At 59.4% G+C, this 25,779-nt stretch carries 18 protein-coding genes and 1 pseudogene; 7 read left to right on the plus strand and 12 right to left on the minus strand.

Annotated features, from left to right (window positions below):
* Both gspE and LIX93_RS20480 read right to left on the minus strand, forming a co-directional pair.
* Entirely contained in the window at positions 1-1,719 is a 1,719-nt protein-coding gene (gspE, locus tag LIX93_RS20475) for a type II secretion system ATPase GspE (RefSeq protein ID WP_226505883.1), read from the minus strand.
* A gap of 64 nt (positions 1,720-1,783) precedes the next feature.
* Positions 1,784-1,999: a hypothetical protein gene (locus LIX93_RS20480; protein WP_226505884.1), complete on the minus strand. Its 216-nt coding sequence runs from the start codon at positions 1,997-1,999 to the stop codon at positions 1,784-1,786.
* Between the two features lie 464 nt (positions 2,000-2,463).
* Here LIX93_RS20480 and LIX93_RS20485 point away from each other — a divergent pair, with 464 nt between their 5' ends.
* Entirely contained in the window at positions 2,464-5,196 is a 2,733-nt protein-coding gene (locus tag LIX93_RS20485) for a glycoside hydrolase family 3 C-terminal domain-containing protein (RefSeq protein WP_226505885.1), read from the plus strand.
* Between the two features lie 143 nt (positions 5,197-5,339).
* Here LIX93_RS20485 and LIX93_RS20490 read toward each other — a convergent pair whose 3' ends face one another.
* Positions 5,340-5,990, minus strand: coding sequence for a TetR/AcrR family transcriptional regulator (locus tag LIX93_RS20490; RefSeq protein ID WP_226505886.1), 651 nt, complete (start codon positions 5,988-5,990; stop codon positions 5,340-5,342).
* A 173-nt stretch (positions 5,991-6,163) separates the two neighbouring features.
* Here LIX93_RS20490 and hmgA point away from each other — a divergent pair, with 173 nt between their 5' ends.
* From hmgA to LIX93_RS20520, 6 genes and pseudogenes are all read left to right on the plus strand, one after another.
* Positions 6,164-7,471, plus strand: a complete 1,308-nt coding sequence (gene hmgA, locus LIX93_RS20495; protein ID WP_226505887.1) for a homogentisate 1,2-dioxygenase — start codon at positions 6,164-6,166, stop codon at positions 7,469-7,471.
* On the plus strand, positions 7,468-8,772 hold the full coding sequence (gene fahA / locus LIX93_RS20500) for a fumarylacetoacetase (RefSeq protein ID WP_226505888.1): 1,305 nt from the start codon (positions 7,468-7,470) through the stop codon (positions 8,770-8,772). The genes hmgA and fahA overlap by 4 nt, the downstream gene beginning before the upstream one ends.
* Positions 8,773-8,960: 188 nt before the next feature.
* Entirely contained in the window at positions 8,961-9,830 is an 870-nt protein-coding gene (locus LIX93_RS20505; RefSeq protein ID WP_226505889.1) for an oxaloacetate decarboxylase, read from the plus strand.
* A gap of 134 nt (positions 9,831-9,964) precedes the next feature.
* Positions 9,965-11,176 (plus strand): MFS transporter, encoded by a 1,212-nt coding sequence (locus LIX93_RS20510; RefSeq protein ID WP_226505890.1) that lies wholly within the window; start codon positions 9,965-9,967, stop codon positions 11,174-11,176.
* Positions 11,177-11,185: 9 nt separating this feature from the next.
* On the plus strand, positions 11,186-12,427 hold the full coding sequence (locus LIX93_RS20515) for an arsenic transporter (protein ID WP_226505891.1): 1,242 nt from the start codon (positions 11,186-11,188) through the stop codon (positions 12,425-12,427).
* A gap of 979 nt (positions 12,428-13,406) precedes the next feature.
* Positions 13,407-13,643: pseudogene (locus LIX93_RS20520) on the plus strand (integrase); the annotation flags it as partial.
* A gap of 544 nt (positions 13,644-14,187) precedes the next feature.
* On the opposite strand, the gene LIX93_RS20525 reads toward LIX93_RS20520, so the two are convergent.
* From LIX93_RS20525 to LIX93_RS20565, 9 genes are all read right to left on the minus strand, one after another.
* Complete coding sequence (locus tag LIX93_RS20525) at positions 14,188-16,092, minus strand: methyl-accepting chemotaxis protein (protein WP_226505892.1); 1,905 nt, start codon at positions 16,090-16,092, stop codon at positions 14,188-14,190.
* Complete coding sequence (locus LIX93_RS20530) at positions 16,086-17,183, minus strand: NAD/NADP octopine/nopaline dehydrogenase family protein (protein ID WP_226505893.1); 1,098 nt, start codon at positions 17,181-17,183, stop codon at positions 16,086-16,088. The genes LIX93_RS20525 and LIX93_RS20530 overlap by 7 nt, the downstream gene beginning before the upstream one ends.
* A 140-nt stretch (positions 17,184-17,323) precedes the next feature.
* Positions 17,324-19,174, minus strand: coding sequence for an ABC transporter ATP-binding protein (locus LIX93_RS20535; RefSeq protein ID WP_226505894.1), 1,851 nt, complete (start codon positions 19,172-19,174; stop codon positions 17,324-17,326).
* A gap of 47 nt (positions 19,175-19,221) precedes the next feature.
* Positions 19,222-20,094 (minus strand): ABC transporter permease, encoded by an 873-nt coding sequence (locus LIX93_RS20540; RefSeq protein WP_226505895.1) that lies wholly within the window; start codon positions 20,092-20,094, stop codon positions 19,222-19,224.
* Entirely contained in the window at positions 20,091-21,032 is a 942-nt protein-coding gene (locus LIX93_RS20545; RefSeq protein WP_226505896.1) for an ABC transporter permease, read from the minus strand. The genes LIX93_RS20540 and LIX93_RS20545 overlap by 4 nt, the downstream gene beginning before the upstream one ends.
* On the minus strand, positions 21,029-22,429 hold the full coding sequence (locus tag LIX93_RS20550) for an NAD(P)/FAD-dependent oxidoreductase (protein WP_226505897.1): 1,401 nt from the start codon (positions 22,427-22,429) through the stop codon (positions 21,029-21,031). Before LIX93_RS20550 ends, LIX93_RS20545 begins: the two co-directional genes overlap by 4 nt.
* On the minus strand, positions 22,426-22,734 hold the full coding sequence (locus LIX93_RS20555; protein WP_346015231.1) for a (2Fe-2S)-binding protein: 309 nt from the start codon (positions 22,732-22,734) through the stop codon (positions 22,426-22,428). The genes LIX93_RS20550 and LIX93_RS20555 overlap by 4 nt, the downstream gene beginning before the upstream one ends.
* Positions 22,703-23,830, minus strand: a complete 1,128-nt coding sequence (locus LIX93_RS20560; RefSeq protein ID WP_226505899.1) for an FAD-dependent oxidoreductase — start codon at positions 23,828-23,830, stop codon at positions 22,703-22,705. Before LIX93_RS20560 ends, LIX93_RS20555 begins: the two co-directional genes overlap by 32 nt.
* Complete coding sequence (locus tag LIX93_RS20565) at positions 23,831-25,411, minus strand: ABC transporter substrate-binding protein (RefSeq protein ID WP_226439434.1); 1,581 nt, start codon at positions 25,409-25,411, stop codon at positions 23,831-23,833.
* Between the last annotated feature and the right edge of the window lie 368 nt (positions 25,412-25,779).

Here is a 25,779-nt window from a genome sequence, read left to right on the forward strand (position 1 = left end):
TCAGTCGCCGCGCGTCACGCGCAGCACCTCTTCGAGCGAAGTGATTCCGGCCACCGCCTGACGCAGGCCCTCTTCGTACAAGGTCCGCAAGCCGCCGCGGCGGGCGGCCTGTTCGAGGGTCGCGGCGTCGGCCTGGCGCATCAGCAGGCCGCGCAGTTCTTCGCTCATTACCAGCAATTCGGTGATGGCGCTACGGCCGTGATAACCGCCGCCGATCGCCTCGGTATCGGGCCGATAAAGAATGATCGGGCGCTGCTCGGTGAAACGATCGAGGCCGTGGGCGGCGACCAGTTCCGGCGGCGCCTCGAAGGCGATACGCGTCTCGGGATCGAGGCGTCGCACCAGGCGCTGAGCGAGGATGCCCTTGACCGTCGAGGCAATCAGGTAGCTTTCCACGCCCATGTCCAGCAGCCGCGTGATACTCGCTGCGGCGCTGTTGGTGTGCAGGGTGGAGAGCACCAGGTGGCCGGTCAGTGACGACTGAATGGCGATGCGGCAGGTCTCGAGATCGCGCATCTCGCCGATCATGATCACGTCAGGGTCCTGACGCACGATAGAGCGCAGTGCCCCGGCGAAATCCAGGCCGATGGAGGGTTTGACCTGAATCTGGTTGATGCCCTCGAGCTGATATTCCACCGGGTCTTCGACGGTGATGATCTTGCGCTCGGCGGTATTGAGCTGCGACAGCGCGGTATACAGCGTGGTGGTCTTGCCCGAGCCGGTGGGCCCGGTCACCAACAGGATGCCGTGGGGGTTGCGCAGCACCTCGAGGAAGCCTTCGAGGCGCTCGCCGTCCATGCCCAGGCTCTGGAAATCGAAGCTGACCGTTTGCCGATCAAGTAAACGCATCACCACCGACTCGCCAAAACTGGTGGGCACCGTCGACACCCGCAGGTCGAGGGACTTGCCCTGGATGCGCAGCATGATGCGACCATCCTGAGGCAAACGCCGCTCGGCGATGTCGAGCCGGGCCATGATCTTCAAGCGCGAAATGACCGCCGCCGCCGAGCTCGACGGCGGCGCTTCGGCTTCGTGCAGCACGCCGTCAATGCGGTAGCGCACCTTTAACTGGCTTTCGAAGGGCTCGACGTGAATATCGGAGGCGCGCTGCTCCACCGCACGCTGGAGAATCAGGTTGACCAGGCGAATCACCGGTGCCTCGGAGGCGAGGTCCTTGAGGTGCTCGATGTCCTCTTTAGCGCCCCCCTCCTCGTCCAGGGTCTCGATCAGCGAGCCCATGGCCGACCGACCTTGGCCGAAGTAGCGCTCGATCAGGGCTTCCACTTCATTGGCCGCGCCCACCGAGAGGTACACCGGCAGCTGGCAGGCATAGGCAACTGCCTCGATGGCGTAGCGATTGGCCGGGTTGGCCACCAATACATGCAGGCCATCACGTTCCGCGCCCAAGGGCACCACGCGGTGATGACGCAAAAAACGTTCGCTCAAGGCCGGCACCGCTTCGAGCATGGGCGGCGCATCGGCGGCCAGCAGCAAGGGGGCGGGCAGGCAGGCGGCCCAGGCCTCGGCCAGGGACATTTCCGAGACCAGCCCCAGGCGCGTCAGCAGGCCGAGCAGTTCATTACTGGCCGAGTCCTGCTCCAGACGCCGCGCGCGCTCCAGATCCACCGCCTTCAGCCCACCATGGGCGAGCAGCCACTCGCAGATCTGCGCGTCGGCAGGCAGCTGTGCGTGCACGGCATCGATGGGGGACAAGGGCATGGGATGAACTTCAGGAATTAAATAAAAAGGGCGCCTTTGCAGACGCCCCGATGAATCTTACCAGTTATTTAGTGGTAGCAGCTGAGGCGCCGGCCGGACGGCCACCCTTGATCGTCTTCTGCGCTTGCTTCTTTTCTGCCTTGGCATCGTGGGTCTGGGTCATGACGGTAGAATCTGCCGTACCCGAAGCACTGGTCGAGTTGGCGGAATCATCAGCCAATGCCATACCTGCAACAACCATCGACAACACTGCCGAACCTGCAATAAGTGGCCACTTCATATAAATCAACTCCAATCAAAGTTATGGCAAGTCAGTATTGCCAAAAATGCAATCAATTAGCCATCACCGCAAAAAAAGACCGCCAAAGCCAGTAAAATCAGGGGTGACGGCGATTTTACTAAACCAACAGACCTGTAGGTTTAGGGTAGGTTCACATCCTGACATAAAAAAATTACATTTTTATTCTTTGTGTTTTTCGTGTTGACACAAATTGAAAAACATCGTCTTAATTTAAGGGAAAGCGGAAGCACTGACTCTAACTTGAAGGCAAGTTGCCAGTATTTTTGCTTTTAAATTAAACAATTCCCCGCTTCATCGCACGGCGATAGCCATGCCTGCTGCTGCCTGTTTGTTCCTTGCCCAATTATGACGGGAGGGGCCAAGACTTGCCGCCAGCAAGGCGTCGCGCTAGTTGCCTGCGACATAAGAGCGCGGGGCAAGATCGGCAGTTGGAGTAATCAAAGATGCGTAACCGAACACTTCTTGGCGCTAAATCGGCACTGGCACTACTGGGCTTGGCAATCGCGCAAGTGCATGCCGCCGACACCACGGCGCAGACGCAGCTTGAAGCCAAAGAGCAACGTGCCGACAAAGCCGCCGCCGCGACCGTGGCGAAGATGAGCATGGAAGAGAAGCTGGCCTATATCGGCGGTACTGGCGGCTGGGACGTCAAACCGTTGAGCGCTTACGGCGTACCGCAGATCCACGGTGCCGATGGCGGTGCTGGCGTGCGCTACACAAGCGAAGGCAACGCGCAGGGCGTGGTCTATCCGTCCGGCCCGAACCTCGCCGCCACCTGGAACCCGCGTCGCGCCATCGATTTCGGTCGCGCACTGGGCTACGACACCGCATCTGGCGGCTATCAGTTCATCACCGGCCCCGGCATGAACCTGTACCGCACCCCGTACGGTGGTCGCGCATTCGAATACCTGTCCGGTGAAGATCCGTTCATTGGTGCCAGCATGGGCACTGCCGCGATCAACGGTATCCAGTCCCGCCGCGTGTGGGCCGAAGCCAAGCACTTCGCTGCCAACGATCAGGAAACCAACCGTTTCATCCTCAACGAAACCATCCCCGAGCGCGTACTGCGCGAGATGACCCTGCCGAGCTTCGAGTCTGCCTCCAAGAACGGCCTGGTGGCGATGATGATGTGTTCGTTCCAGAAGGTGAACGGCGAATACGCCTGTGAAAACTCGCACCTGATCGCCCAGATCCTGAAGAAGGAATGGGGCTACAAAGGCTTCATCCAGAGTGACTACAACGCGGTAGTCGATGGCCTTCCCGCTGCCCAGGCCGGCACCGACCTGGACATGATGGGCTATCAGTTCAACAGCACCATCCTCAAGCCGTACCTGGACAGCGGCGAGCTGAAAGCCGCGACCATCGACGACAAGGTGCGCCGCATCCTGCGCGCGATCTACCTGTACCAGTTCGACAAGTTCGCGCCGCTGACCACCCACAACATGAACAGCGCCACCAGCAACAAGGTCGCCCTGAACGTGGCCCGCGAAGGCATCGTGCTGCTCAAGAACCAGGACAACGTGCTGCCGCTGGACAAGTCCAAGGTCAAGACCATTGCCGTGGTCGGCAACCTGGCCAAGTACTCGCCGCCAACCGGTTTCGGCAGCGCCAACGTCATGGCCAGCCACTACATCAGCGAGCTGAGCGGCCTGACCCAGATCGCGCCGAATGCCAAGGTCGAATTCATCGATGGCCTGTCGTTGGACCCGAGCGCTTCGGTGTGGTCGTCCAAAGACAGCAAAGGCAACAAAGTTGCCGGCCTGAAGACCGAGTACTTCACCAACGCCAACTGGTCGGGCGATGCCGCCGCTACGCAGATCAGCGACCACGTCGATCTGGACTGGTCCACCGATACGCTGCCCGTCAACGGTGACACCGCCAATACCTCGATCCGCTACACCGGTACCGTGACCCCGACCACCAGTGGCGATCAGGTATTCAAGGTACGTGCCGACGGCGCCGTGCGCCTGTGGGTCAATGGCAAGGAAATCATCAACAACGGTGACGGCGAGCATCTGCCTACCAACAGCATCCCGCCGACCATCCCGTCGTTCGGCAAAGTGCATCTGGAAGCCGGCAAGGCATACGACATCAAGCTTGAGTACTCGCGTCGCGATGGCTACATCTCGACCATGGGCGGCCTGGTGGGCGTGCAGTTGTCGTGGGCTTCGCTGGCAGCGCCGCAAGACCTGTCCAAGTACGACGCAGTGGTTGTCGCGGTCGGTAACAGCAACGAATACGAAGGTGAAGGTTTCGACCACGGCTTCGACCTGCCGGAATACCAGAGCGAGCTGATCCAGAGCATCGCCAAGGTCAACAAGAACACCGTGGTGACTGTCCACGGCGGTACTGGCCTGAAGATGGCGGACTGGATCGATCAGGTCCCGGCTGCGCTGCATGCGTTCTACCCTGGCCAGAACGGCGGTCAGGCCTTGGCCGAGATCCTCTTCGGCAAGGTCAACCCGTCGGCCAAGCTGCCGATCAGTATCGAACGCAACATCGAAGACAACCCGCTGTACGCCGACTTCCCGAAATACGACAACAACCTGTCGCTCAAGGAAACCAGCTACAAGGACGACCTGTTCCTCGGCTACCGCGGCTACGAGAAGAAAGGCACCAAGCCGCTCTTCCCATTCGGTTACGGCCTGTCGTACACCACTTTCGGCTACAACAACATCAGCGTGACCCCGGGCGTTGCCGTGGGCAATACGCCGATCAAGGTGTCGTTCGACCTGACCAACACCGGCAAGGTCGCTGGCTCCGAAGTCGCCGAGTTGTATGTCGGCCAGGCGCACCCGAAAGTTGCACGCGCGCTCAAAGAGCTCAAGGGCTACAAGAAGGTCTACCTGCAGCCGGGCGAGACTCGCCACGTGACCATCGAGCTCAACGATCGCTCGCTGGCCTACTTCGACGTAGACAGCAAGCAGTGGGTGATCGACGCTGATACCTTCAATATCTCGCTAGGTGCGTCCTCGCAGGACATTCGTCTGCAAGGCAAGGTGGTCAATCAGTTCCGTCAGGAGCTGTCGACTACTACCAGCAACCCGCTGCCACGTTCGGCGCTGAACTCCACCAAAGTCACTGTGACTGCGGTGAAGACTGGCGGTGTGGATGATCAGGAAACCAGCGACGATACCGGTACCAGCGAAGATAACTACGGTTCGACTGACTACTAAGAGGTGAAGGCTCCTGCGGTGTACGCCGCAGGAGTCGTCGTTGCTTTGCCGGCCCCTTCGCGGGCAAGCCTTGCTCCCACAGATTTGCACCTGTGGGAGCGGGCTCTGCCCGCGAAGAGGCCATCAACCCCACCGCCACCCCATCAAGGTCGCCGGCGAATCGCCTGATCGACCTGCTCTAGATAAACCTCGAAACTACGCTCCAGATCGACCTGCTCGGGAAACCGCAGCCATTGCAGCTGCAGCCCGTCCATCATCGCCAGAATCTGCTGGGTGATGGCCTCCAGATCGACATCCTCACGCACCTCCCCTCGCTGTACCAACTCTCGCAAATGCCCACCCAAGCGGCCATAGATATCCTGATAGCGCGCCTGATACCACTCCCAGGCGGGGTGTCCCTCCACCAGGCTCTCGGCATTGAGAATACTGAACGCCCGCACCACACCCGGCGCTCCGGCGTTGGAGCGATTGATTGCCCGCAAGCTGCCGAACAACCCATCCAGGCTGCCATCGCCACGTACCTCATCGACAATCCGTTGATTGACTTCGTCACGGCGTTGCAGCACGCCCATCAGCAGCGCAATCTTGCTCGGAAAATGATGCAGCACCCCCGCCACGCTGATACCGACACGTTCGGCGATTCGGGCGATGGACGCGCCGCTATAGCCCTCCAGTGAAAACAGCTGCAAGGCGGCATCGAGCAGTTCTTCACGGCGCTTTTCTCCCTTGGGGGCGCGGCGTTGGCGGGGGGTGGCGGGCAGCGCGTCCTGCGCGGGGTCAGGCTGGGTAGTCATCAGGGCATCCATTCGGGCAAGGCCCTTACCGTAAACAGATTGCCCGCGAGGTGCAAATACCTGGCGGCCATCGCCCTTGACCGACCCGCCTGCGGCGACTAGGTTGAGCCTCAACGGGCGGGCCATAGCGCGCGCCCTACAATAAAAATGCAATGCCATAAAACGAGGCCCCCATGCCTGCCAGCCCAACCCCTCCGAGCGCGCTGACCTACCTCAGCGGCTTCGGCAACCAGTTCAGCAGCGAGGCATTGCCCGGTGCGCTGCCAGTGGGGCGCAACTCCCCGCAGCGCCCGCCCTACGGTCTGTACGCCGAGCAATTCTCCGGCAGCGCCTTTACCGTGCCCCGCAGCGAAGCCCGGCGCACCTGGCTGTACCGCCTGCAACCCGCGGCCAACCACCCACGCTTCGAACGCCTGCAACGCCAGTTGCCGGGCCGCGAGCCGGGCGTCATCACCCCCAATCGCTTGCGGTGGGACCCGCTTGAGATTCCCGCCCAGCCCTGCGACTTAATCGACGGCCTGCTGCCGCTCGCTGCCACCCACGCTAGCGATCAGGCCGAGGGCGTCAGCGTCTACCTCTATGCCGCCAATCGCTCGATGCAACGCGCGTTCTTCAGCGCCGACGGCGAATGGCTGGTGGTGCCGCAACAGGGGCGGCTGCGGGTAATTACCGAACTCGGGGTGCTGGAGGTCGAGCCGCAAGAGATCCTCGTGTTGCCGCGCGGCCTGAAGTTCAAGGTCGAATTGCCGGACACCATTGCGCGGGGCTATATCTGCGAGAACCACGCAGGCTCCCTGCGGCTACCGGACCTGGGACCCATCGGCAGCAACGGCCTGGCCAACCCGCGGGATTTTCTCAGCCCCGTGGCGTGTTTCGAGGACTTGCGCCAACCCTGCCAACTGGTGCAGAAATTCCTCGGCGAGCTGTGGGCCACCGAGCTGCCGCACTCGCCCTTCGACGTGGTCGCCTGGCACGGCAACAACGTGCCTTGTAAATACGATCTGCGGCACTTCAATACCCTGGGCACGGTGAGCTTCGATCACCCCGACCCGTCGATCTTTACCGTGCTGACCTCGCCCAGCCCGGACCCTGGCGTCGCCACCGTCGATTTCGTGATCTTCCCGCCACGCTGGATGGTGGCCGAGAACACCTTTCGTCCGCCCTGGTTCCACCGCAATGTGATGAACGAATTCATGGGCCTGATCACCGGCGCCTACGACGCCAAGGCGAGCGGCTTCAGCCCCGGCGGCGCCTCGCTGCACAGCTGCATGAGCGCCCATGGCCCGGACGACAGCACCGTGCAACTGGCCACCGAGGCCGAGCTGCGCCCACAAAAGATCGAGCAGACCATGGCCTTCATGTTCGAGACACGCTACGTGTTGCGGCCTAGCCGCGCCGCTTTGGCGTTACCGCAGTTGCAGAACGATTACGACAGCTGCTGGGCCGGCATGGCCACGCGCTTCGACGGGAATCAACCATGAGCCAGGCACCGCAGAGCTGGATTACCTCGGCCAATGGCCATCCGGACTTTCCCCTCCATAACTTGCCGTTAGGTATCTTCAGCCACGGCGACGGCACACCCCGTGGCGGCGCCGCCATCGGCGATTTGCTGCTGGACCTTCGCGCAGCCATCGCCTTGGGTGTATTCACGGGTGCAGCGCTGGCAGCGGCCGAGGCGGCCAGTGGCGCGACGCTGAATGCTTTCTTTGCGCTGGGCAGTGCGGCGCGCCAAGCCTTGCGCGCGGCCTTGCTCGACCTGCTGGGGGAACACAGTACGGTGCAAACCTTGCTGGCCAGCGCCCTTCATCCACAGATCGACTGCCAGATGCACCTGCCCGCGCAAGTAGGCGACTACACCGACTTCTACGCGGGCATCCACCACGCGACCAACGTGGGCAAGCTGTTGCGCCCGGACACTCCGCTGCTGCCCAACTACAAATACGTGCCTATCGGCTATCACGGCCGCGCGTCGACCTTGAATATCAGCGGCACGCCGGTCCATCGGCCTAACGGCCAGACGCTGCCGAACGGCGCCAGCGAGCCGATGTTCGGCCCCTGCGGGCGGCTCGACTTCGAGCTAGAGCTGGGTGTCTGGATCGGCCCCGGCAATGCCCAAGGCACGGCTATCGCCATTGATCAGGCGGCCGAGCATATCGCCGGTTTCTGCCTGCTCAACGATTGGTCGGCACGGGATATTCAGGCCTGGGAATATCAGCCGCTGGGGCCTTTTTTGTCCAAGAGCTTCGCCACTACGCTGTCGCCCTGGGTGGTCACCGCCGAGGCGCTGGCACCGTTCCGTTGCGCCCAACCCCCGCGCCCCGCCGGTGACCCGCAGCCGCTTGGGTATTTGCTGGCCGAACAGGATCAACGCCATGGCGCGCTGAATATCGAGTTGCAGGCGCTGCTGCTGACACCGCTGATGCGTGAGCAGGGGCTGGCGCCGCAACGTTTGGGGCTGAGCAATACGCAGCACATGTACTGGACGGTTGCGCAGATGGTGGCGCATCACAGCGTTAACGGCTGCCGGTTGCAACCGGGGGATTTGCTCGGCACCGGGACCTTATCAGGGCCGGACGAAGGGGAGTCTGGCAGCCTGCTGGAGATCACCGAGGGCGGGAAGTTGCCGTTGGTACTGGCCAACGGCGAAACGCGGCTGTTTCTGGAAGATGGCGATGAGGTGATTTTGCGGGCCAGATGCCACGGGGCGGGGCTGCCGGAAATTGGGTTTGGGGAGTGTCGGGGGCTGGTGGTGGCGGCTCAGGTCAGCGCTCGACGCAGCTAGTCGAAACCCGCTTGACGCATCGCGTGCGCGGCCACTAAGGGTCATGCAAACAGACCGCTCGGTCATCTTTCATCCGCTGCGACAGCGCGACCAATCGTCACAGACGAAATTATTCCTTATCATACGCGGCTTAAACGATTCCATAGCCCGACGGGATGAACCCGGTACTGCCTCCATAAGGAGCAAACATGTCCAGAATTTCCCACAAGGGATTGCGCAGCGCCTTTCGCGAGTTGCTGGCCTCACACACCTGCTATCACACCGCTTCCGTGTTCGATCCGATGTCTGCACGGATCGCCGCCGACCTCGGCTTTGAGGTCGGTATTCTCGGCGGCTCGGTCGCCTCCCTGCAGGTGCTGGGTGCACCGGATTTCGCACTGATCACGCTGTCCGAATTCGTCGAGCAGGCCACGCGCATTGGTCGCGTCGCTCAGCTGCCGGTACTCGCCGACGCCGACCACGGTTACGGCAACGCCCTCAACGTGATGCGCACCGTGACCGAGCTGGAGCGAGCCGGGATCGCCGCGCTGACCATCGAAGACACCCTGCTGCCCGCCCAATTCGGGCGCAAGTCCACCGACCTGATCTCGGTCGAGGAAGGCATCGGCAAGATCCGCGCGGGCCTCGAAGCCCGCGTCGACCCCGAGCTGGCGATCATCGCTCGCACCAACGCTGGTGTGCTGTCGACCGAAGAAGTGATTCACCGCACCAAGGCCTATCAGAAGGCCGGTGCCGACGGTATCTGTATGGTCGGCGTGCGCGACTTCGAGCATCTGGAAGAAATCGCCGCCAACCTGACCGTGCCGTTGATGTTGGTGACCTACGGCAACAAGGCGCTGCAGGACGATGCGCGCCTGGCCAAGCTCGGTGTGCGTATCTGCGTGGATGGCCACGGCGCCTATTTCGCGGCCATCAAGGCCACCTATGATGCCTTGCGCGCGCAGCGCAACCTGACGCACAGCACCGAGAACCTCAGTGCGACCGAATTGACCCGTGTTTATACGCGCCCGGAACGCTACGTCGAGTGGGCTCGGGAGTTCATGCACGTCGATGAGTGATGCTTGCTGGGGGCCGGTGAAGACCTTTCTGCGCCCGACGCGCACGCCCACTCACACAGATGATGGGCGGTCGCACGGAACTTAAAGGACCAAGCGCCACACTGAGTTTCAACGCGTCCTTCGTCGAGCTCATCATGGCCCACTCCGCCTCGCCTCGCAGCACCTATGCGCTGGATGCGCTGAACTTCTTTTTGGCCGATGTACGCGACGGCCTGGGGCCTTACCTGGCCATCTACCTGTTGGCCGTGCACCATTGGGAACCTGCCAGCATCGGCCTGGTGATGACCCTCGCCGGCTTGGCCGCGTTGGTGACCCAGACCCCGGCTGGCGCGCTGATCGACCGCACCCGCGGCAAGCGCCTGATCGTCGCCGTGGCCGCTTTGGTGGTCACTGGCAGTTGCGTGATCCTGCCGTTCATCAACGACTTCACCTGGGTCGCGCTGACCCAGGCGTTCAGCGCGGCGGCGGCCTCGATTTTCGCCCCGGCCATTGCAGCCATCTCCTTGGGCATGACCGGCCCGAAGGCCTTCACTCGCCGGACCGGGCGCAACGAAACCTTCAATCACGCAGGCAATGCCTGTGCTGCCCTGCTGGCGGGGGGCTTCGCCTGGTTGTTCGGGCCGGTGGCGGTGTTCTACCTGATGGCGATCATGGCGGTCTGCAGTGTGGTGGCCGTAGTGGCCGTTGCACCGGGGGATATCGATCATCAAATGGCGCGGGGCTTCGATCCTGCCCACGGCGAGCAAGCCTCCGGCTGGCGGGTGTTGCTGAGCAATCGCTCGCTGATGTTGTTCGCGTTGTGTTGCGCGTTATTTCACCTGGCCAATGCCGCCATGCTGCCGCTGGTGAGCCAGAAGCTCTCACAGTTCGACCTGAGCCTGGCCACCCCGTTGACCTCGGCGTGCATCGTCGCTGCGCAACTGGTGATGGTACCTGCCGCGCTGCTGGTGGGCGCCCGTGCCGATCGCTGGGGGCGCAAACCGCTGTTGCTGGCTGGGTTCGCCATCCTGCCGATCCGCGGCGTGCTCTACACGCTGTGGGATAACCCTTACTGGCTGGTGGGCGTGCAGTTGCTCGACGGCATCGGTGCTGGGCTGTTCGGTGCGTTGCTGCCGCTGGTGGTCAAGGATCTCACGGCGGGTACCGGGCGCTTCAACGTCAGCCTGGGCGCGGTGACGACTGCGTTCGGCCTGGGCGCGGCACTGAGTAACGGGCTGGCAGGCTGGGTCGTGCAAGAAGCGGGCTATAGCGCGGCGTTCTTGACCCTGGCAGGCATTGCCGCGGTGGCTGTGCTGCTATTGTTGGCACTGCCTGAATCCCTCGATCGATCCTCCACTGCCTCCTGAGTTCGCCCTATGCATTCACCGTTGATCATCTGGTGCATCACCGCCGTTGCCACTGCTGGCGTCATCCTGAGGCCGTGGCGGGTGCCAGAGTACATCTGGGCGCTAGGCGGCGCGCTGATCCTGGTCATCAGCGGCCTGGTACCTGTAACGCTGGCGCTGAGCGCGGTGACCAAGGGCGACGACGTCTATCTGTTCCTGATCGGCATGATGCTGCTGGCCGAGATGGCCCGGCGCGAAGGCCTGTTCGACTGGCTGGCGACCCTGGCCGCGCGGCACGCCCGTGGCTCCAGTCAGCGCTTGTTCGATCTGGTGTTCGGCGTCGGCACGCTGGTCACGGTGTTTTTATCCAATGACGCCACAGCTGTGGTGCTGACCCCGGCGGTATACGCCGCGACACGGGCCGCCAAGGCCGATCCCCTGCCCTATCTGTTCATCTGCGCCTTTATCGCCAACGCCGCGAGCTTCGTGCTGCCGATTTCCAACCCGGCCAACCTGGTGATCTTCGGCCGCCATATGCCGCCGTTGCTGGACTGGCTGGCGCAGTTCAGCCTGCCGTCGCTGGCGGCGATCGTGCTCACCTACGGAGTGTTGCGGCTGAGCCAGCGCAAGCATCTGCGTCAGCCATTGGCCGAAGTTTCGGCACTTGGCCCGCTACCCATGGGCGCACGGCTGACGGCGGCGGGCATTGCGGTGACGGCGGTGTTGCTGCTGGTGGTGTCGGCACTGGATCAACCGCTAGGGCTGCCCACGTGCATCGCTGGGTTGCTGACGGTAGCGCTGGTGCACGTGCTGCAACGCCGTACGCCATGGGCGGTGTTCAAGGGTGTGTCCTGGGCTGTGCTGCCGTTAGTGGCGGGGCTGTTCGTGCTGGTGGAGGCGTTGGCCATGACCGGGGTGATCGCGGAGCTGGCCAAGGCGCTGGAGCAGTGGACACGACAAGCGCCTGCGCAGGCGACCTGGGGCACCGGGATATTGGTCGCGATCGCCACGAACTTGATGAACAACCTTCCGGCAGGGTTGATCGCCGGTTCGGTCGGCCAGCTGGCGAGCCTGCCCGGGCAAACGACAGCAGCTTTGGTGGTAGCGGTAGACCTTGGCCCCAATTTGTCGATCACCGGTTCCTTGGCGACTTTGCTGTGGTTGATCGCCGTACGCCGCGAGGGGCTGCATGTGAGTGCGTGGACGTTCTTGAAGCTTGGGGCGTTGGTGATGCCTCCGGCGCTGTTGGGGGCGCTGGCGGCGATACGTTAAGCCTTCGGGTGAGGTGGGCGATCTGGGGATTCGGGGATTCGGGGTGGTTCTGCTTTCGAGCCGGCCTTGGGGTCGCGGCCCCCGCCATTGGCCCTTCGCTTTGGCTCAGGGTTCCCGCGCTTCGACGCACTGACGAGGGGCACGCCCCGATGGGCCTTCCGTGGCCCAACGGGGCTTAGCCGGCATCCATGCCGGCTATCCCCTCGTCAGTGCGTCGAAACGCGGCCTGCTGGAAGGGGGCCGCGACCCCAAGGCCGACTCGAAAGCAGAACAGTGCTATTTGTGGCGTCCTCGAGGTTCTAAAAGCGTCAGCGATTCGCTTTTGGCTTCTTGGGCTTTGAGTTTTGAAGACACCGCGATTTCCGCTTGGTCCTGCTTGCGCTCCAGCATGTGCGGCGCCCTTCCAGCAGGCCGCGTTCCGGCTGCTGAATCGGTGGCTCCCCGGCATGGATGCCGGGGAAGCCGCGCTGAGCCATGGAGGGCGATTCGCGGCGTGCCACCGATTCAGCAGCCGGAACGCGGGTACCCTGAGCGTCAGCGAAGGGCCAATGCTGGGCGCCGCACAGGCTGGAGCGCAAGCAGGACCAACACGCCATCCAAAAGCCCCATAGCCAAGACACCCCAGCACTGAAGCCAAATCCGAACGCAGATGACAAAACGCGGCAACCAGGAACCAGGAACCAGGAACCAGGAACCAGGAACCAGGAACCAGCCTCGGCCTTGCCATTAACCAGCGCCCACAAAAAAAGCGACCCGAAGGCCGCTTTCTCTGTTTCGCTTCAAGGAGTTCAAGGGCCCTGAAGCTATGTATGGCGCAGCGGACGGGATCATAACTCACCCTCTAAATCGTTGAAAGCTTTAGGTTTCCATAGTCTAGCGTGTCGCTGATGGACTTGATTATGTACTTCTAATGAGCGGCTGGCAATCTGAGGACCGTACCGTTTTTATGCAATGCCGAGTGTATCGAGAACCTCAAACCTCTATGGCGAGCACAATTCTGAATGAGCACAGCTGGGACCCGGAGTTGGTTGAGGTCGCGTTAGCGCATGTCGATAGTGACGAAGTTCGAAGCGCTTACAACCGAGCGGATTACATCGAACGCCGGCGGCCGATGATGGCGTGGTGGAGCGAGTACATCCAGAAGGCGGCGACCGGCAGCCTGTCAGCGTCTGCCATCAACCGAACCAAGGAACGAAACGTCCTTTCAATACTCTAGGCGTGGATAGGTTGGCGACAGCGGGACAATCCGCGTAATCAGCGTGCTGTACCGCGACAGAGGTGGCGACTTTCGCCAAATCGCGCCCATACGCACGCGGCACTCCACCCGGCAAGCCCTGATCCTGGGAACACTCATCGCTGGCTGAGCTACTGCGAAGCTAAGGGTATGAGGCCAAACATCGAGGACCTTCCGGCATCACAGGATAGCGTTAGCTTACCGCCACGCGACAGTCCGGCAACGCACGACCTTCTCCTTTATTATGACGCTCGAGGTGTTGAAGATGCCCGAGTGAGTCGTTCTGCGGAACGGTATCATTTCCCGCATAATCTTTCCGCAGGCAAAGGCCATCAATCAATTCTGCCGAGTTATCGCTTAAGGCCATGCTGACTGCTGTTACGAAACGATTTAGCCCAAATTCAGACCGATTTCGACAATTGAAGGTTTTACATCCCGTTCCGGCCGCTAGTACTCACTGGAAAGAAATAGAATAAACTGGCTTTGCCCAAGGCGCGGGAGCCAACTCAAACAATTAAATGAAGAGTCATACGACGAATTTATTTACCATATTTTGCAGTTGAACGCCCAATCGGGCCAATTCCACACTCGACGATGCAGTTTCATTACTGGCGAAAGCGTTCTGTTCGGAAATGTCCCTAACACTCAAAATACTGCGATTTATTCCTTCTGCAACCGCACTTTGCTCTTCGGCAGCCGCCGCAATCTGGACATTCATCGATTCGATGGTCGAGATCGAGTGGCTGATACTCATGATGGACGCTCCGGCATCGCGTGTCAGTTCTACGCTGTTGTCACTCAACGCTCGGCTGTTATCCAGGATTGCTGCAACCTGTTCCGTCCTGCTATGCAAACCACTGATCAGTAACGCGATTTCCTCTGTAGATAACTGGGTGCGTTGGGCGAGGCTTCTCACCTCGTCCGCCACCACCGCGAATCCTCGTCCGGCTTCACCAGCCCGAGCAGCCTCGATGGCGGCATTGAGAGCCAATAAGTTGGTTTGCTCTGCCACCGCCTTGATCACATCCAGCACCCCACCGATCTTGTTGCTCTGGGCTTTGAGATCGTCCATGGCGGTTTTGGAGTGACCAACCTCGATCGCTAGCCTTTCGATTCGTAGGATCGCTTTTGAAACAACGTCGCCACCCTCCCGAGCCTCCAGTGAAGCGCTGATCGCCGCCCGAGAAGCTTGCTCAGCGTTCCTTGCGACTTCCTGCACAGTGGCAGCCATTTCGTGCATGGCCGTGGCGACCTGGTCTGTTTCGCTCTTCTGGCTGTTGACGCCTTCGTTAGTCTGCTCTGTCACCGTTTGAAGTTGTTCGGCAGCGCTAGATATCTGAACCACACCGTCACGCAGACCGCCAATCAACACGCGCAAGTTAGCCGTCATCTTATGCATGCTGGTCTGCAATCGCCCCAGTTCATCCTGACGAGTCGTGGTCTGTGTGTCTGTCAGGTCACCATTCGCTACCTGCTCCGCGACCTCTAAAGCATCGAGTAGCGGTGTAACGATCAAGCGGGTAATGATCCAAGCGATCAAGATGCTCATGACGAGAACGACGATCAGCCATAGGACAAGGTATTTTTCCGCCTGCAGGATATCACTGACCCGCAAGGCTTCCTGGTTCTTGGTCAGTAGTGCAGTGGACGAAAGCAGGCTGGCAATATTCTGGCCGATACCGGTCTGGGCATCCTCGACAGCCACCTGCGCATCGCCAAACTGGGAAATTGCATCCTGATACGCGTTTAACGACTTTTGGAGATTTTTCACTGTATTGGCTTGTAATTCGAACCCCTCCAGATTGTTGATATACCCGATAGTCGTGGCGACGGAAGAACTCGCCACTTTTTTGGTCTCGGCATTCAGAGAGTAGGTATAACCGCGCACATCGAAACGCATTTTTTGAAACAGGCTGAGCGCCTGCGCCGTTGCAGCGCGCTGAGCAATATTCCCTTCCGAGGAGTTCGCGAAATCGTCCAGGTCATTCAACGCATCGGTCGCTATTTCAGCCTGGCGCCCCGCCGCTGCACGATTGGCCACCATCGCGGCGGTGCCACGAATGATGTCGTTGTAGTAGTCCCGCGATTGTTTCAGGGCGGTGGTTGCCGCCTCCAGATGAGGAGCATCGGACTCGGAAACAAGTACCGAACGTACATAAACCAAATGGCTTTCCAGATTTTCTAGGCTGACCAGCCAACTGGCGGCATGATCAGCATCGTAGTTGATCGCGTAGGATAAGCGGCTAATCAACACGTCCCTCGTCAACACACCGAGCGTTCCAATGTCTGCAATTTTTTCGCTTCTCTGGCTTAACGTTTGAATACCGCTCCAACCGGTAAAGGCGACCAGAACGGTCAGGACGATAACCAAGGTAAAGCCGAGTATCAGTTTCGACCTTACGGCGATATTCAGCAGCGCATTGGTCAACATAGTGCGTCCTTGAAGGGCGAACCCACGTTGACCCGGCTGAGTAGGCCCTGAACAGTTTCAGTTGAAAGACCCAGGGCCTCAATCAGGTCATTGGCCGTGAGCAACGCTTCGCCGACAATCAGCCCGGCTGTGGCAACGATGGCCTCGGTGGCTGGCATCGCGACGTTCGCAATCCGCCCAAGCGCCAGCGTAAATAACAGGCCGTAGGGAACGTCCTCCCAGACATAACGCGTCTCTGTGCGGGTGGGGCCGGCGGGGCCGCCTCGTTTTCGGTGAAGTTCCTCGGCCACGTCAGCTAACTCGACCGACTCAATGTTGAAGGACTGGCGCAGCTTCTGGGCAAAGCTGGGGAGACTCCAACCAAAGACACTGGCGAGCGAACGGCGCTCGGCATCCAGCGCGTTGATCACCTCTGCTGTGCTGGACGTCATGTAGTAGTACTGCGGCCAATCTTCACCGCGTTCGATTCGTGTCCAATTGAACAAGGCCAGCGGTACATGGCCGACAGCACTGGTGTTGGAAAGCATCGAACTCAGAGGATTTTCTTCAGTTTTAAAGTCACTCCCGAACAGTGATTTACAGACGTCCAACGCAAGCCCCCGTTGCGAAACTGGTAAACAGGAAACTCCTAAACTCGGGCGCTTCGTCATGATGTGGACATTTACCGGCCCCTTGCGTCGGGCCGTCAATGCAGTTGTACCAAAGCTCGCAACAGTGATCTCAATGCCACGCTTAAGCGCCCCCTCGTACAAATAAAGTGAGGAGAGAGAAGCCATGGAACTAACAATTACAATCTGCCCCGTTCGTAGATGCGGTAACAGCGCGTCCATGACTACGCGGTGCCCATTGAGTGGCAAGGCAATGATTATTACGTCAGCGCCAGTGGCGAGTTCTTCTGCACTTAATGCGTAACTGACTTGAAACGCCTCCTCGAGCAATCCTGTTGCTCGCAACGGCTCACTTTGTAGCAATTGTGCACTGCCTGTCTGAGGCGACCAGACGGCAACATCATGTTGGGTATGTGAAATCCAGGCCGCATAGGCGAGACCTATCGCACCAGAGCCAACTATTCCAGTATTCAAGCGAAGCATTTATAAACCCCACAGTTCTGTGTCTACGATGCGTAGTACCGCGCTCGCACGGCACTACTTGCATCGTATCGTTTTAGATATTATTCGTTACTTCAGCTGAACTTGTCCTTGCGACTAAGTCTCATCCACCGAACACCAATTCACTTCCACTCGTCTCCCGGCTCCATGTAAAAGTGATTGGGCCCGGCCTGATGGTAGGTCCTGACCGCAGGCTCGAAGTCATGTGACTTGTAGGGTGTATGCAGTTCGCGTGGAACCAGGTGCCGAGTCTGACGGCGCGCCGGATCAGGGACCGGGACCGCTTCGAGCAGACGACGGGTGTAAGGGTGTCGCGGATTGCTGAAGACCTCGGCGCGGGGTCCTATTTCGACGATCTCACCCATGTACATGACGGCCACGCGATGGCTGATGCGTTCCACCACGGCCATATCATGGCTGATGAAAACGAACCCCAGTCCCATCTCTTGCTGCAACTCCAACAGCAGATTGACGATCTGAACCTTCACCGATACATCAAGTGCTGAAACCGCTTCGTCCGCTACGATCGTTCCAGGCCGTAACGCCAGCGCGCGGGCAATACAAACGCGCTGCCGCTGCCCGCCTGAAAACTCATGGGGTAGGCGCAACACTGCATCGGCCGGCAATCCCACCCTTGCCAGCAACTCCACTGCCACCTGTTCGCAGTCGCGCGAACTGGCCAGGCCATGCACCCGCAACGGTTCGATGAGTGCCTGCGCAACACTCTGACGTGGATTGAGGCTTGAGTAGGGATCCTGAAAAACCATCTGGATTTTCCTGGCGCGCTCCATCGGGGCGATGCTCCCAATGTCTTGACCCTCGACCTTGATCTGGCCGCCCGTTGCGGATAACAGGCCTGTAATCAGTCGCCCTGTGGTCGACTTACCGCAACCGGACTCGCCGACGATAGCCAGCGTCTCACCACGTCGGAGATTGAAGTTAACGTTCTCTACCGCATGAACACGCCCGGTCACGCGCTTGAAGAAGGACGAACGAACGTCGAAACGCGCGACCAGGTTCGATACTTCCAGCAAGTACGGAGCGTCATGTTGAACGCTGTCGCTGACCTGTGGAACGGGGGCGGTCGCGCCGGTTTTGATGTCATAGATCGGGAACGGCTGGGGAAGATTGTGCGCATTCATGGAGCCCAATTCCGGAACAGCCGCAATCAGCGCCTTGGTATAAGCCTTCTGCGGGCGCGCAAAAATGTCAGCGGTGGCTCCGGTCTCAATCTTGTCACCGCGGTACATCACCAAAGTGCGGTCCGCGATCTCCGCTACAACTCCCATGTCGTGTGTGATGAACACCACTGCCATATGCTCTTGGGTTTGCAGTTCTTTGATCAGTTCCAGTATCTGTGCCTGGATGGTCACATCAAGCGCCGTGGTCGGTTCATCGGCAATGAGTACCGATGGGTTACACGCCAACGCCATCGCGATCATGACGCGTTGACGCATGCCACCCGAAAACTGATGAGGGTAATCGCTGAAACGCTGGTTACTTGCCGGAATTCGGACTCGATCCATCAGGCGCAACACTTCGGCGCGTGCCTCGGCGTGATTCAGTCGGCGATGAAGGAGCAGCGGTTCCGCAATCTGTTCCCCAATGCTCATGACCGGGTTGAGCGAGGTCATCGGTTCCTGAAAAATCATGGCAATCCGATTACCGCGCAGGGTCGCCATTTCAGGTTCTGAAAGGGTCAACAACTCGCTCCCATCCAGACATATACTTCCTTGGACGCGGCTGCTTTTAGGCGACAGAAGTCCCATGACCGCCATCGCTGAAACGCTCTTGCCGGAACCTGACTCGCCGACGATCGCAAGGGTCTCGCCCCGCGCAACGCTGAAATCCAGGCCATTGACGACTGAGGCCCATGCTTCGCCCCGGCGAAACGCTACGTTGAGCCCGCTGACCTGCAGAACCGCTTTCTGGCGCCCGGCCGATGCAGTGGCGCTGATAAGAGTGTCATTCATAGGGGGCCGAATGCTCCGAGGGCTGGAGGTGATGATGCTGTGCGTATTCATGAGCGCTCCGATCGTGTTTTGGGATCTATGGCGTCACGTAGCGCATCGCCCAGCAGACTGAGCGCCAGGACCGTCAGTAGAATCGCGATGCTCGGGCAGACCGTCAGCCACCACGCATCCATAATATTTTCAAAGCCTTCACGGATCATGCTGCCCCATGTCGGCGTGGGTGGCGGCGCACCCAGACCAATGAAGCTCAGCGACGCCTCTGTGCGAATCGCGGTCGCCATCCACAGGGCGCCCAGCACGACGACTTCTGAAATCATGTTGGGCAGAATGTGGATACCCATCAGGCGCATCGGCCCGTATCCCAATGAGCGGCCCGCTTCAACGAAATCCCGTTGTTTCAATACAATGGTCGGTGCGCGGGCGACGCGTACGAAAGGCGCAATTTCGGTGATGGCGATCGCGATGATCAGGTTTTCCAGACTAGCCCCTAACATGGCAGCCACCATCAGGCCGAGGAGCAAGGTCGGAAATGAGAGCAACACGTCAACCAGCCCCATAATGAACCGGTCCAGTACCCCGCCTATATAGCCTGCGAGAACACCCAGTGCAGAGCCGATGATCATGGCAATCATGACCGCCACGAAACCGACAAGCAGTGACACACGTGCGCCATAAATCAGTCGTGACAGGACATCCCGTCCATAACTGTCTGTGCCCAACCAGAACTCTGCGGACGGAGGCTCAAGTCGATAAGCAATGTTCTGCTGCAAAGGATCGTAGGGCGCCAACAGCGGCGCAAACACGGCAATCAATATGATCAGTAACAGCAATCCGATACCGATCCATGCCATTCGATTGGTAGCCAAGGCCTGCCAAAGCCCATTCGGCCTGGCGGCTAATGGTGCGGCTAAAGAGGTCATTTGAATTTCACTCGAGGATCAACCAACCCATAAACAAGGTCGGTCAAGATGTTGACGACAATGACACAGCAGGCGAACACCACCATCAAACCCTGGAGCAAGCTGTAATCACGAGTATTTAATGCGCCAAGAATCAACTTACCCAGCCCTGGTCGGTTAAACACAATCTCAGTCAGTACAGAGTTACCAATCAACGTACCGAAATATAATCCGACCACTGTAACGATGGGGATCAGTGCATTACGCAAGCCGTGCCGCAAGACCAGGCGCATCGCGGGGACACCTTTGGCTTTGGCCGTTCGTATGTAGTCTTCACCCATGACACCCAACATAGATGAACGGGTAACGCGCATCACATAAGCCGTCATGATCAGGCCAAGGTTGAACGCCGGCAGTGCCAACGCATGCAACTGCGCCAGCCATCCCCCATCTACGGCACTGCCTATCACCGGGAACCACCGAAGATGAATGGCAAACACCAGCAACATCAGAATCGCTGATACAAACGCTGGAAATGACAATCCCACCAGCGACAGCACTCGGCCTAGGTAATCCGGCCAAGCGTTACGCCGCAGTGCCGCCCAGACGCCCAAAGGCAAGCCCAGGATCAGCCCAATCACAATCGACGCCAACGTCAGTTGCAGCGTCCAGGGAAGCACCAGGGCCACTTCTTGCGCCACGGTCCGGCCGCTGGACATGGATACACCGAAGTTGCCAGACAACATATCGCCAAGAAAATGCACGTATTGAATGTAAACCGGTTGATCCAGGCCGAGTTGAGTGCGCATAGCCCTCAGTGACTCGGCGCTGGCCTGATCGCCTAGCATCACTGCTGCCGGATCGCCCGGGACCAGGCGCACCAATACAAACACCGTCGTCAACATGGCAATCAACGTAGGTATGGCCAGCAGGAGTCGTTTGATCGCAAATTGCATCATGACTTATCCTCATCGATATCAAGCGACGCCAACTCACCGAGCGTCAGCGGCTTCAACGGTGGGCGAATACGGAAATACCCTACGGTCGCAACAGACTGTTTTTGTTCCGCTGCAATGATGTTCGCGACTGTGTATCCGCACTGTCGACCCTGACAGGGACCCATGCCCGCCCGGGTAAACGCCTTGAGTTGATTGGGGCCAGGCAAAGCGATAGCAGCGGCTTTGCGAATATCGCCTGCGGTCAGCTCCTCACAGCGACAGACAATGGTGTCGCTGGATGGAGCGAGAATGCTTGCCCGAGGTGGATACAGCGCATCAAGCATCGGCCGCAAACGCAGCAATGAACCCAGCTTATCTCGAAGTTTTTTCTTCCTGGCGCTCGCTGCTTCTGCAGTGAGACGTCCGGCCCGTATGCCGATACCCAGCGCAACAATTTCACCCCGTACACACGCTGCTTTCGCACCGCCTATTCCCGCGCCATCACCGGCCACATAAATACCGGATTCGGTCGTTTGGCCCCACTCGTCAAGGTCAGGCGAGAGGCACGACTGTTGCTCGCTCCAACTGTGTTTACAGCCCGACGCCTGCGTAATGTGGATGGAGGGCACAATGCCCTCGTGGGACAGCAGCACACTCGCCTCGACACGAACCGACTTACCGTCGGACTGGACGTATTCCAATGCCTCAAGGCGTCCTTCACCCAGCGCTCGCAGGGCAGTCGCTCCGCGCACCCGGCGAACGCCGGCGCTTCTGATTTCATACAACCATTTAAGGCCCTTGCCGATTTCCTTCAGGTCGGCCAGCGCTGCACCCGCCCAAGGTAATGCGCGGCGCCACCCACCCGGGGGCGAAGTATCAATCCACCCGGCGATACTCCCTCCTGCACGCAATAGCTGCGCCATATACAAGAGTGGCAGCGGACCGCAGCCGACCACCCACACAGGTTGTGAAGGCACCTGGCTTGAGGTCTTCAACAGGATCTGGGCTGCGCCGACGGTCAACACGCCCGGCAGCGTCCAACCAGGAAACGGCGCCGGTCGCTCTTGAGCGCCGGTGGCCAATACAACCTGTTCAGCACGCACAGCCTCGACCTGCCCGTCGCGCTTAAGGAACACCCTCCACGTTGGCTCAATCTTCCAGACCTGCGTCTGTGGTTCATAAACCGCGCCGCATCCTCGAAATCGCGCGACGAGCTCGGTACCGGCGCGGTACTCATTACCAAGAATCGCACCTGTCGGGGTGGGCGCAACGGCTTCGACTGCGCGCCAGATTTGTCCTCCCGGTGCAGGTTGCTCATCGACCACCAAAACGCCAAGGCCAAGCTCGCGCATGCCGATCGCCGCGCTCATGCCGGCGGGACCTGCACCGATCACAACCACATCAAATTTACGTGTCATGCCGTCACGCTCCGCCGACCATATTGGCGCTCCACCTGCATGCCCTCTTGCACTGTCACCAAACAGGATTGTGTAGAGGCCACACCATCGATGACCGCGAGGCAATCGAAGCAAACGCCCATCATGCAATAGGGTGCCCGTGGGGTGCCAAGCACTGGAGTCGTACGGCTGGCCAGCGCTTCCTGCCTCAACAGCACAGCGGCGACCGACTCTCCTTCAGCCGCTGCAACGGGTATGCCGTCAATAAACAGCGTCAACGTAGCGGTTGGCGACTCAGGCAGTCTTTTGAACATTGAAACGCCCATGATGAAAGATCTCCAAAGAGGCAGGCAGTACCCCGTCAATCAGCGCCTTGGCGTAGGCGCCCGCATGAAAGGGAGCCAAGGTCACGCCGGAATGGCATAGCGCGATATCCGCGCCTGGATGGCTGATGGATTTCGCATAGACGGGATTGCCGTCCGGTGTCATGACCCGCAGGCAGGACCATTGGCGGATCAACTTCGCTTTCGCCAGATCCGGAACAATCCTCAGGGCTTTGCGCACCATGCGCGCGGCGCCCTCAGCAGTCGTGGCCAGGTCGAACCCAACGTCTTCCTGGGTTACACCGATCATGACCGTCCCTTCGCCTGTTTGACGCAGGCCGCTTGCGGGAACGGGCAGCAATGGGGCGATTCGCTCGGTCACCAGGATTTGCCCCCGCTGGGGACGCAATGGCACATCTAGCCCCACCATCGGCCCAAGCGCTGACGATCCGAGACCCGCCGCAATCACCACACGCTCAGCGCGCGCGCGGAGCGTCCCGGCCACAACTTCGAATCCGCCACCCGGCAGTTTGTGAATGGCCTTCACGGCCTGATTGCTGCGCAGTGTCCCTCCCCTTTGCAGGAATGCCTTGTGCATCGCCGCCATCACCCGAAGAGGGTTCGCTTGTCCATCCAGTTCACCAAAACTAGCGCCTGCCACCTCCTTTCCCAAACGCAGCGAGGGGAAGCGCCGGTTGAGCTCGGCCCGATCCAGCATTTGAGTTGTGGGGGCAAGCTCCGGGGTCTGGGCGTGCCATCTGGCAATGTGATGCGTGCGGGCGTAGAACTCATCCTCGCTCAGGCAGAAGTTCAATCCTCCGTTACACTCATACGCCAACTCCATGCCACTTTCCGCCTCAAGCTGCATGACGAACTGTGGCCAATCTCTTGCCGCCTGAAGTGACATGCGCTGGTAAGCAGGGTGACCGAAGCCTTTACCATGGGCCCAAACCAAACCAAAGTTGGCCTTCGCTGCACGAAAATCCGTATCCGCCCCATCCAGCATGAGCACCCGGCGACTCATTCCGGCTAACCCATACCCAATGGCGGCACCGACCATTCCGCCGCCAGCGACGATCACGTCATATTCGAAGGACATTTAGCGCCCACTCCCGGTAACCGTCGTGAGTTCAGTAATCGGCGGTTGCAGGTTCAGCGCACCCTTCAAGTCGTAGCCGTAGTTCACGCGATCACTGTGCGCCCAAACTTGCTTCAGGCCAAACAGGGGGATGGCGCAAACATCGTCGTGAATCTGCGACTGGGCCTGCTTCCACAGGGCTAGTTGCTCCTGCGGATTGGCTTCAACGCGAGCTTTACGAATGGCCTCGTCAGCCACCGAACAGTGACCGAAGTTGGACATCGCTCCAGGAGCGCCAATCGAAGCCGAGGAGTCATAGAACTCGGTCAGCCAGTAATCGGCATTTGGAAACCGCGCAGCGCCGTAAAAGACAATCGCACTCTGATCCTGGCGACTCTTAGCTTGATAGGTCGCATGGTCGACGACTTCCATGTCCAGCTTGATTCCGACCTTGGCCAACTGCGCCTGGACGACTTCCATGATGGGTTGCTGGGCAGGCGCGTTGGATACCACCACTTTGAGAACAATGCCGCTCGCAAAGCCCGCCTCCGCCAACAGTTTTTTTGCGCGTTCCATATCGTATTTATAGCCATCCGAAGCGCAGTCCACACCGAGGTAGCCATTGGGTATGACCGAGCAGCCTTTGTCCGCTACATCCTTGCCCACATAGCGCACGATTTCGTCCAGGTTGACGGCAGCGGCAATTGCCTGGCGCACTTTCAGGTTGTCCAACGGCTTGATCGCTCGATTTAGGAACAGCGTTCGAAATTCGCCGGGTTCAAATACATCGACCTTCATGCCACGACTTCTTGCGCGCTCAACCCAACGTTGCTCACGTTTACCAGCGGTAAGGTCCAACTCGTTCGACGTAAACGCGAGATCCCGAGCACTATCTGAAGGAATCATCCGATAAGTGATCCCGCCGATTTTGGGCTTGCCCAGGAAATAGGCGTCGTTGGCTACCAGCTTTACGTATTGCTGAGTGACATGCTCACCGAATACGAACGGTCCGGTGCCAATGGGCGATTGGCCAAACTTGTCGCCCAATTTTTCCGCTGCGGCTTTGCTGATGATATTGCCGCCGTGATAGTTAGATACGCGACCAAGGAATGCTGCATCTGGGTACTTCAGGGTGATTTGCACCGTGTAGTCGTCCAACGATTCAACCTTGTCGATGATGGCGAAGTTAGCTGCGAAGCTTGAACGGCTAGGATCTCCGGCGCGCTGGATCGAATACACGACATCGGCCGCTTTCAGTTCGCCGTAGCCGCCATGAAACTGAACGCCTTTGCGCAGGTGAAACGTCCAGATCCGGTTATCCGCTGACGCCTCCCACTTCTCAGCCAGGTCGGCCTGCAATTCCTTGGGGTCGGCGCTTCCTGGCGGGAAACGAACCAAACCATTGAACAGTTCGGACACGACCCCTTTATCCCCCAACAATGTCGCACGGTGTGGATCGAGCGTAGTGATGTCAGAAGCGCCCGAGCTGACGGCGATAAGAGAACGGGCATCGTCCTGGGCGAACACCGCAGGACTTGAACCATACAACGCAAGCAGTACTGCTAATGCACTCGAACGAATCGTCAAACGATGAGATGTCATCGAAAGGCTCCTTGAATATTGATAAGACCACATCAGGACTTTCCGATGACTGCGTGGATAGCCTAGATAGCGATCAACCATTCCACGTCCCGCAGCATCGTTAGCCTTACGCCATGTTATTTAGCAATGCCCGGGCCATAGATATTTAAACTACTGATTAATAAGGATTTTTAATTTATGATTACTGATATATAAAGCTTAATGATATCAAAGCATGCTTAAATGCTATGTAGTTGCAATCCTATGGCTGAAAGCTTGCCCGACGGCGGTGCGCTTGCTACCCAATGTAGTGCAAAGCCTCTGCTACCGACCTTGATTCGCTACCTGAGGTAACACTCCGATGCAGGTTACGATGGATCAGATTCCGC

The organism is Pseudomonas sp. MWU16-30317, assembly GCF_020515695.1.
Lineage (GTDB): Bacteria > Pseudomonadota > Gammaproteobacteria > Pseudomonadales > Pseudomonadaceae > Aquipseudomonas.

Coding starts and splice junctions, on each gene's coding strand:
- gspE (WP_226505883.1), bottom strand. CDS start 1,719: ATGCCCTTGTCCCCCATCGATGCCGTGCACGCACAGCTGCCTGCCGAC.
- LIX93_RS20480 (WP_226505884.1), bottom strand. CDS start 1,999: ATGAAGTGGCCACTTATTGCAGGTTCGGCAGTGTTGTCGATGGTTGTT.
- LIX93_RS20485 (WP_226505885.1), top strand. CDS start 2,464: ATGCGTAACCGAACACTTCTTGGCGCTAAATCGGCACTGGCACTACTG.
- LIX93_RS20490 (WP_226505886.1), bottom strand. CDS start 5,990: ATGACTACCCAGCCTGACCCCGCGCAGGACGCGCTGCCCGCCACCCCC.
- hmgA (WP_226505887.1), top strand. CDS start 6,164: ATGCCTGCCAGCCCAACCCCTCCGAGCGCGCTGACCTACCTCAGCGGC.
- fahA (WP_226505888.1), top strand. CDS start 7,468: ATGAGCCAGGCACCGCAGAGCTGGATTACCTCGGCCAATGGCCATCCG.
- LIX93_RS20505 (WP_226505889.1), top strand. CDS start 8,961: ATGTCCAGAATTTCCCACAAGGGATTGCGCAGCGCCTTTCGCGAGTTG.
- LIX93_RS20510 (WP_226505890.1), top strand. CDS start 9,965: ATGGCCCACTCCGCCTCGCCTCGCAGCACCTATGCGCTGGATGCGCTG.
- LIX93_RS20515 (WP_226505891.1), top strand. CDS start 11,186: ATGCATTCACCGTTGATCATCTGGTGCATCACCGCCGTTGCCACTGCT.
- LIX93_RS20525 (WP_226505892.1), bottom strand. CDS start 16,092: ATGTTGACCAATGCGCTGCTGAATATCGCCGTAAGGTCGAAACTGATA.
- LIX93_RS20530 (WP_226505893.1), bottom strand. CDS start 17,183: ATGCTTCGCTTGAATACTGGAATAGTTGGCTCTGGTGCGATAGGTCTC.
- LIX93_RS20535 (WP_226505894.1), bottom strand. CDS start 19,174: ATGAATGACACTCTTATCAGCGCCACTGCATCGGCCGGGCGCCAGAAA.
- LIX93_RS20540 (WP_226505895.1), bottom strand. CDS start 20,094: ATGACCTCTTTAGCCGCACCATTAGCCGCCAGGCCGAATGGGCTTTGG.
- LIX93_RS20545 (WP_226505896.1), bottom strand. CDS start 21,032: ATGATGCAATTTGCGATCAAACGACTCCTGCTGGCCATACCTACGTTG.
- LIX93_RS20550 (WP_226505897.1), bottom strand. CDS start 22,429: ATGACACGTAAATTTGATGTGGTTGTGATCGGTGCAGGTCCCGCCGGC.
- LIX93_RS20555 (WP_346015231.1), bottom strand. CDS start 22,734: ATGGGCGTTTCAATGTTCAAAAGACTGCCTGAGTCGCCAACCGCTACG.
- LIX93_RS20560 (WP_226505899.1), bottom strand. CDS start 23,830: ATGTCCTTCGAATATGACGTGATCGTCGCTGGCGGCGGAATGGTCGGT.
- LIX93_RS20565 (WP_226439434.1), bottom strand. CDS start 25,411: ATGACATCTCATCGTTTGACGATTCGTTCGAGTGCATTAGCAGTACTG.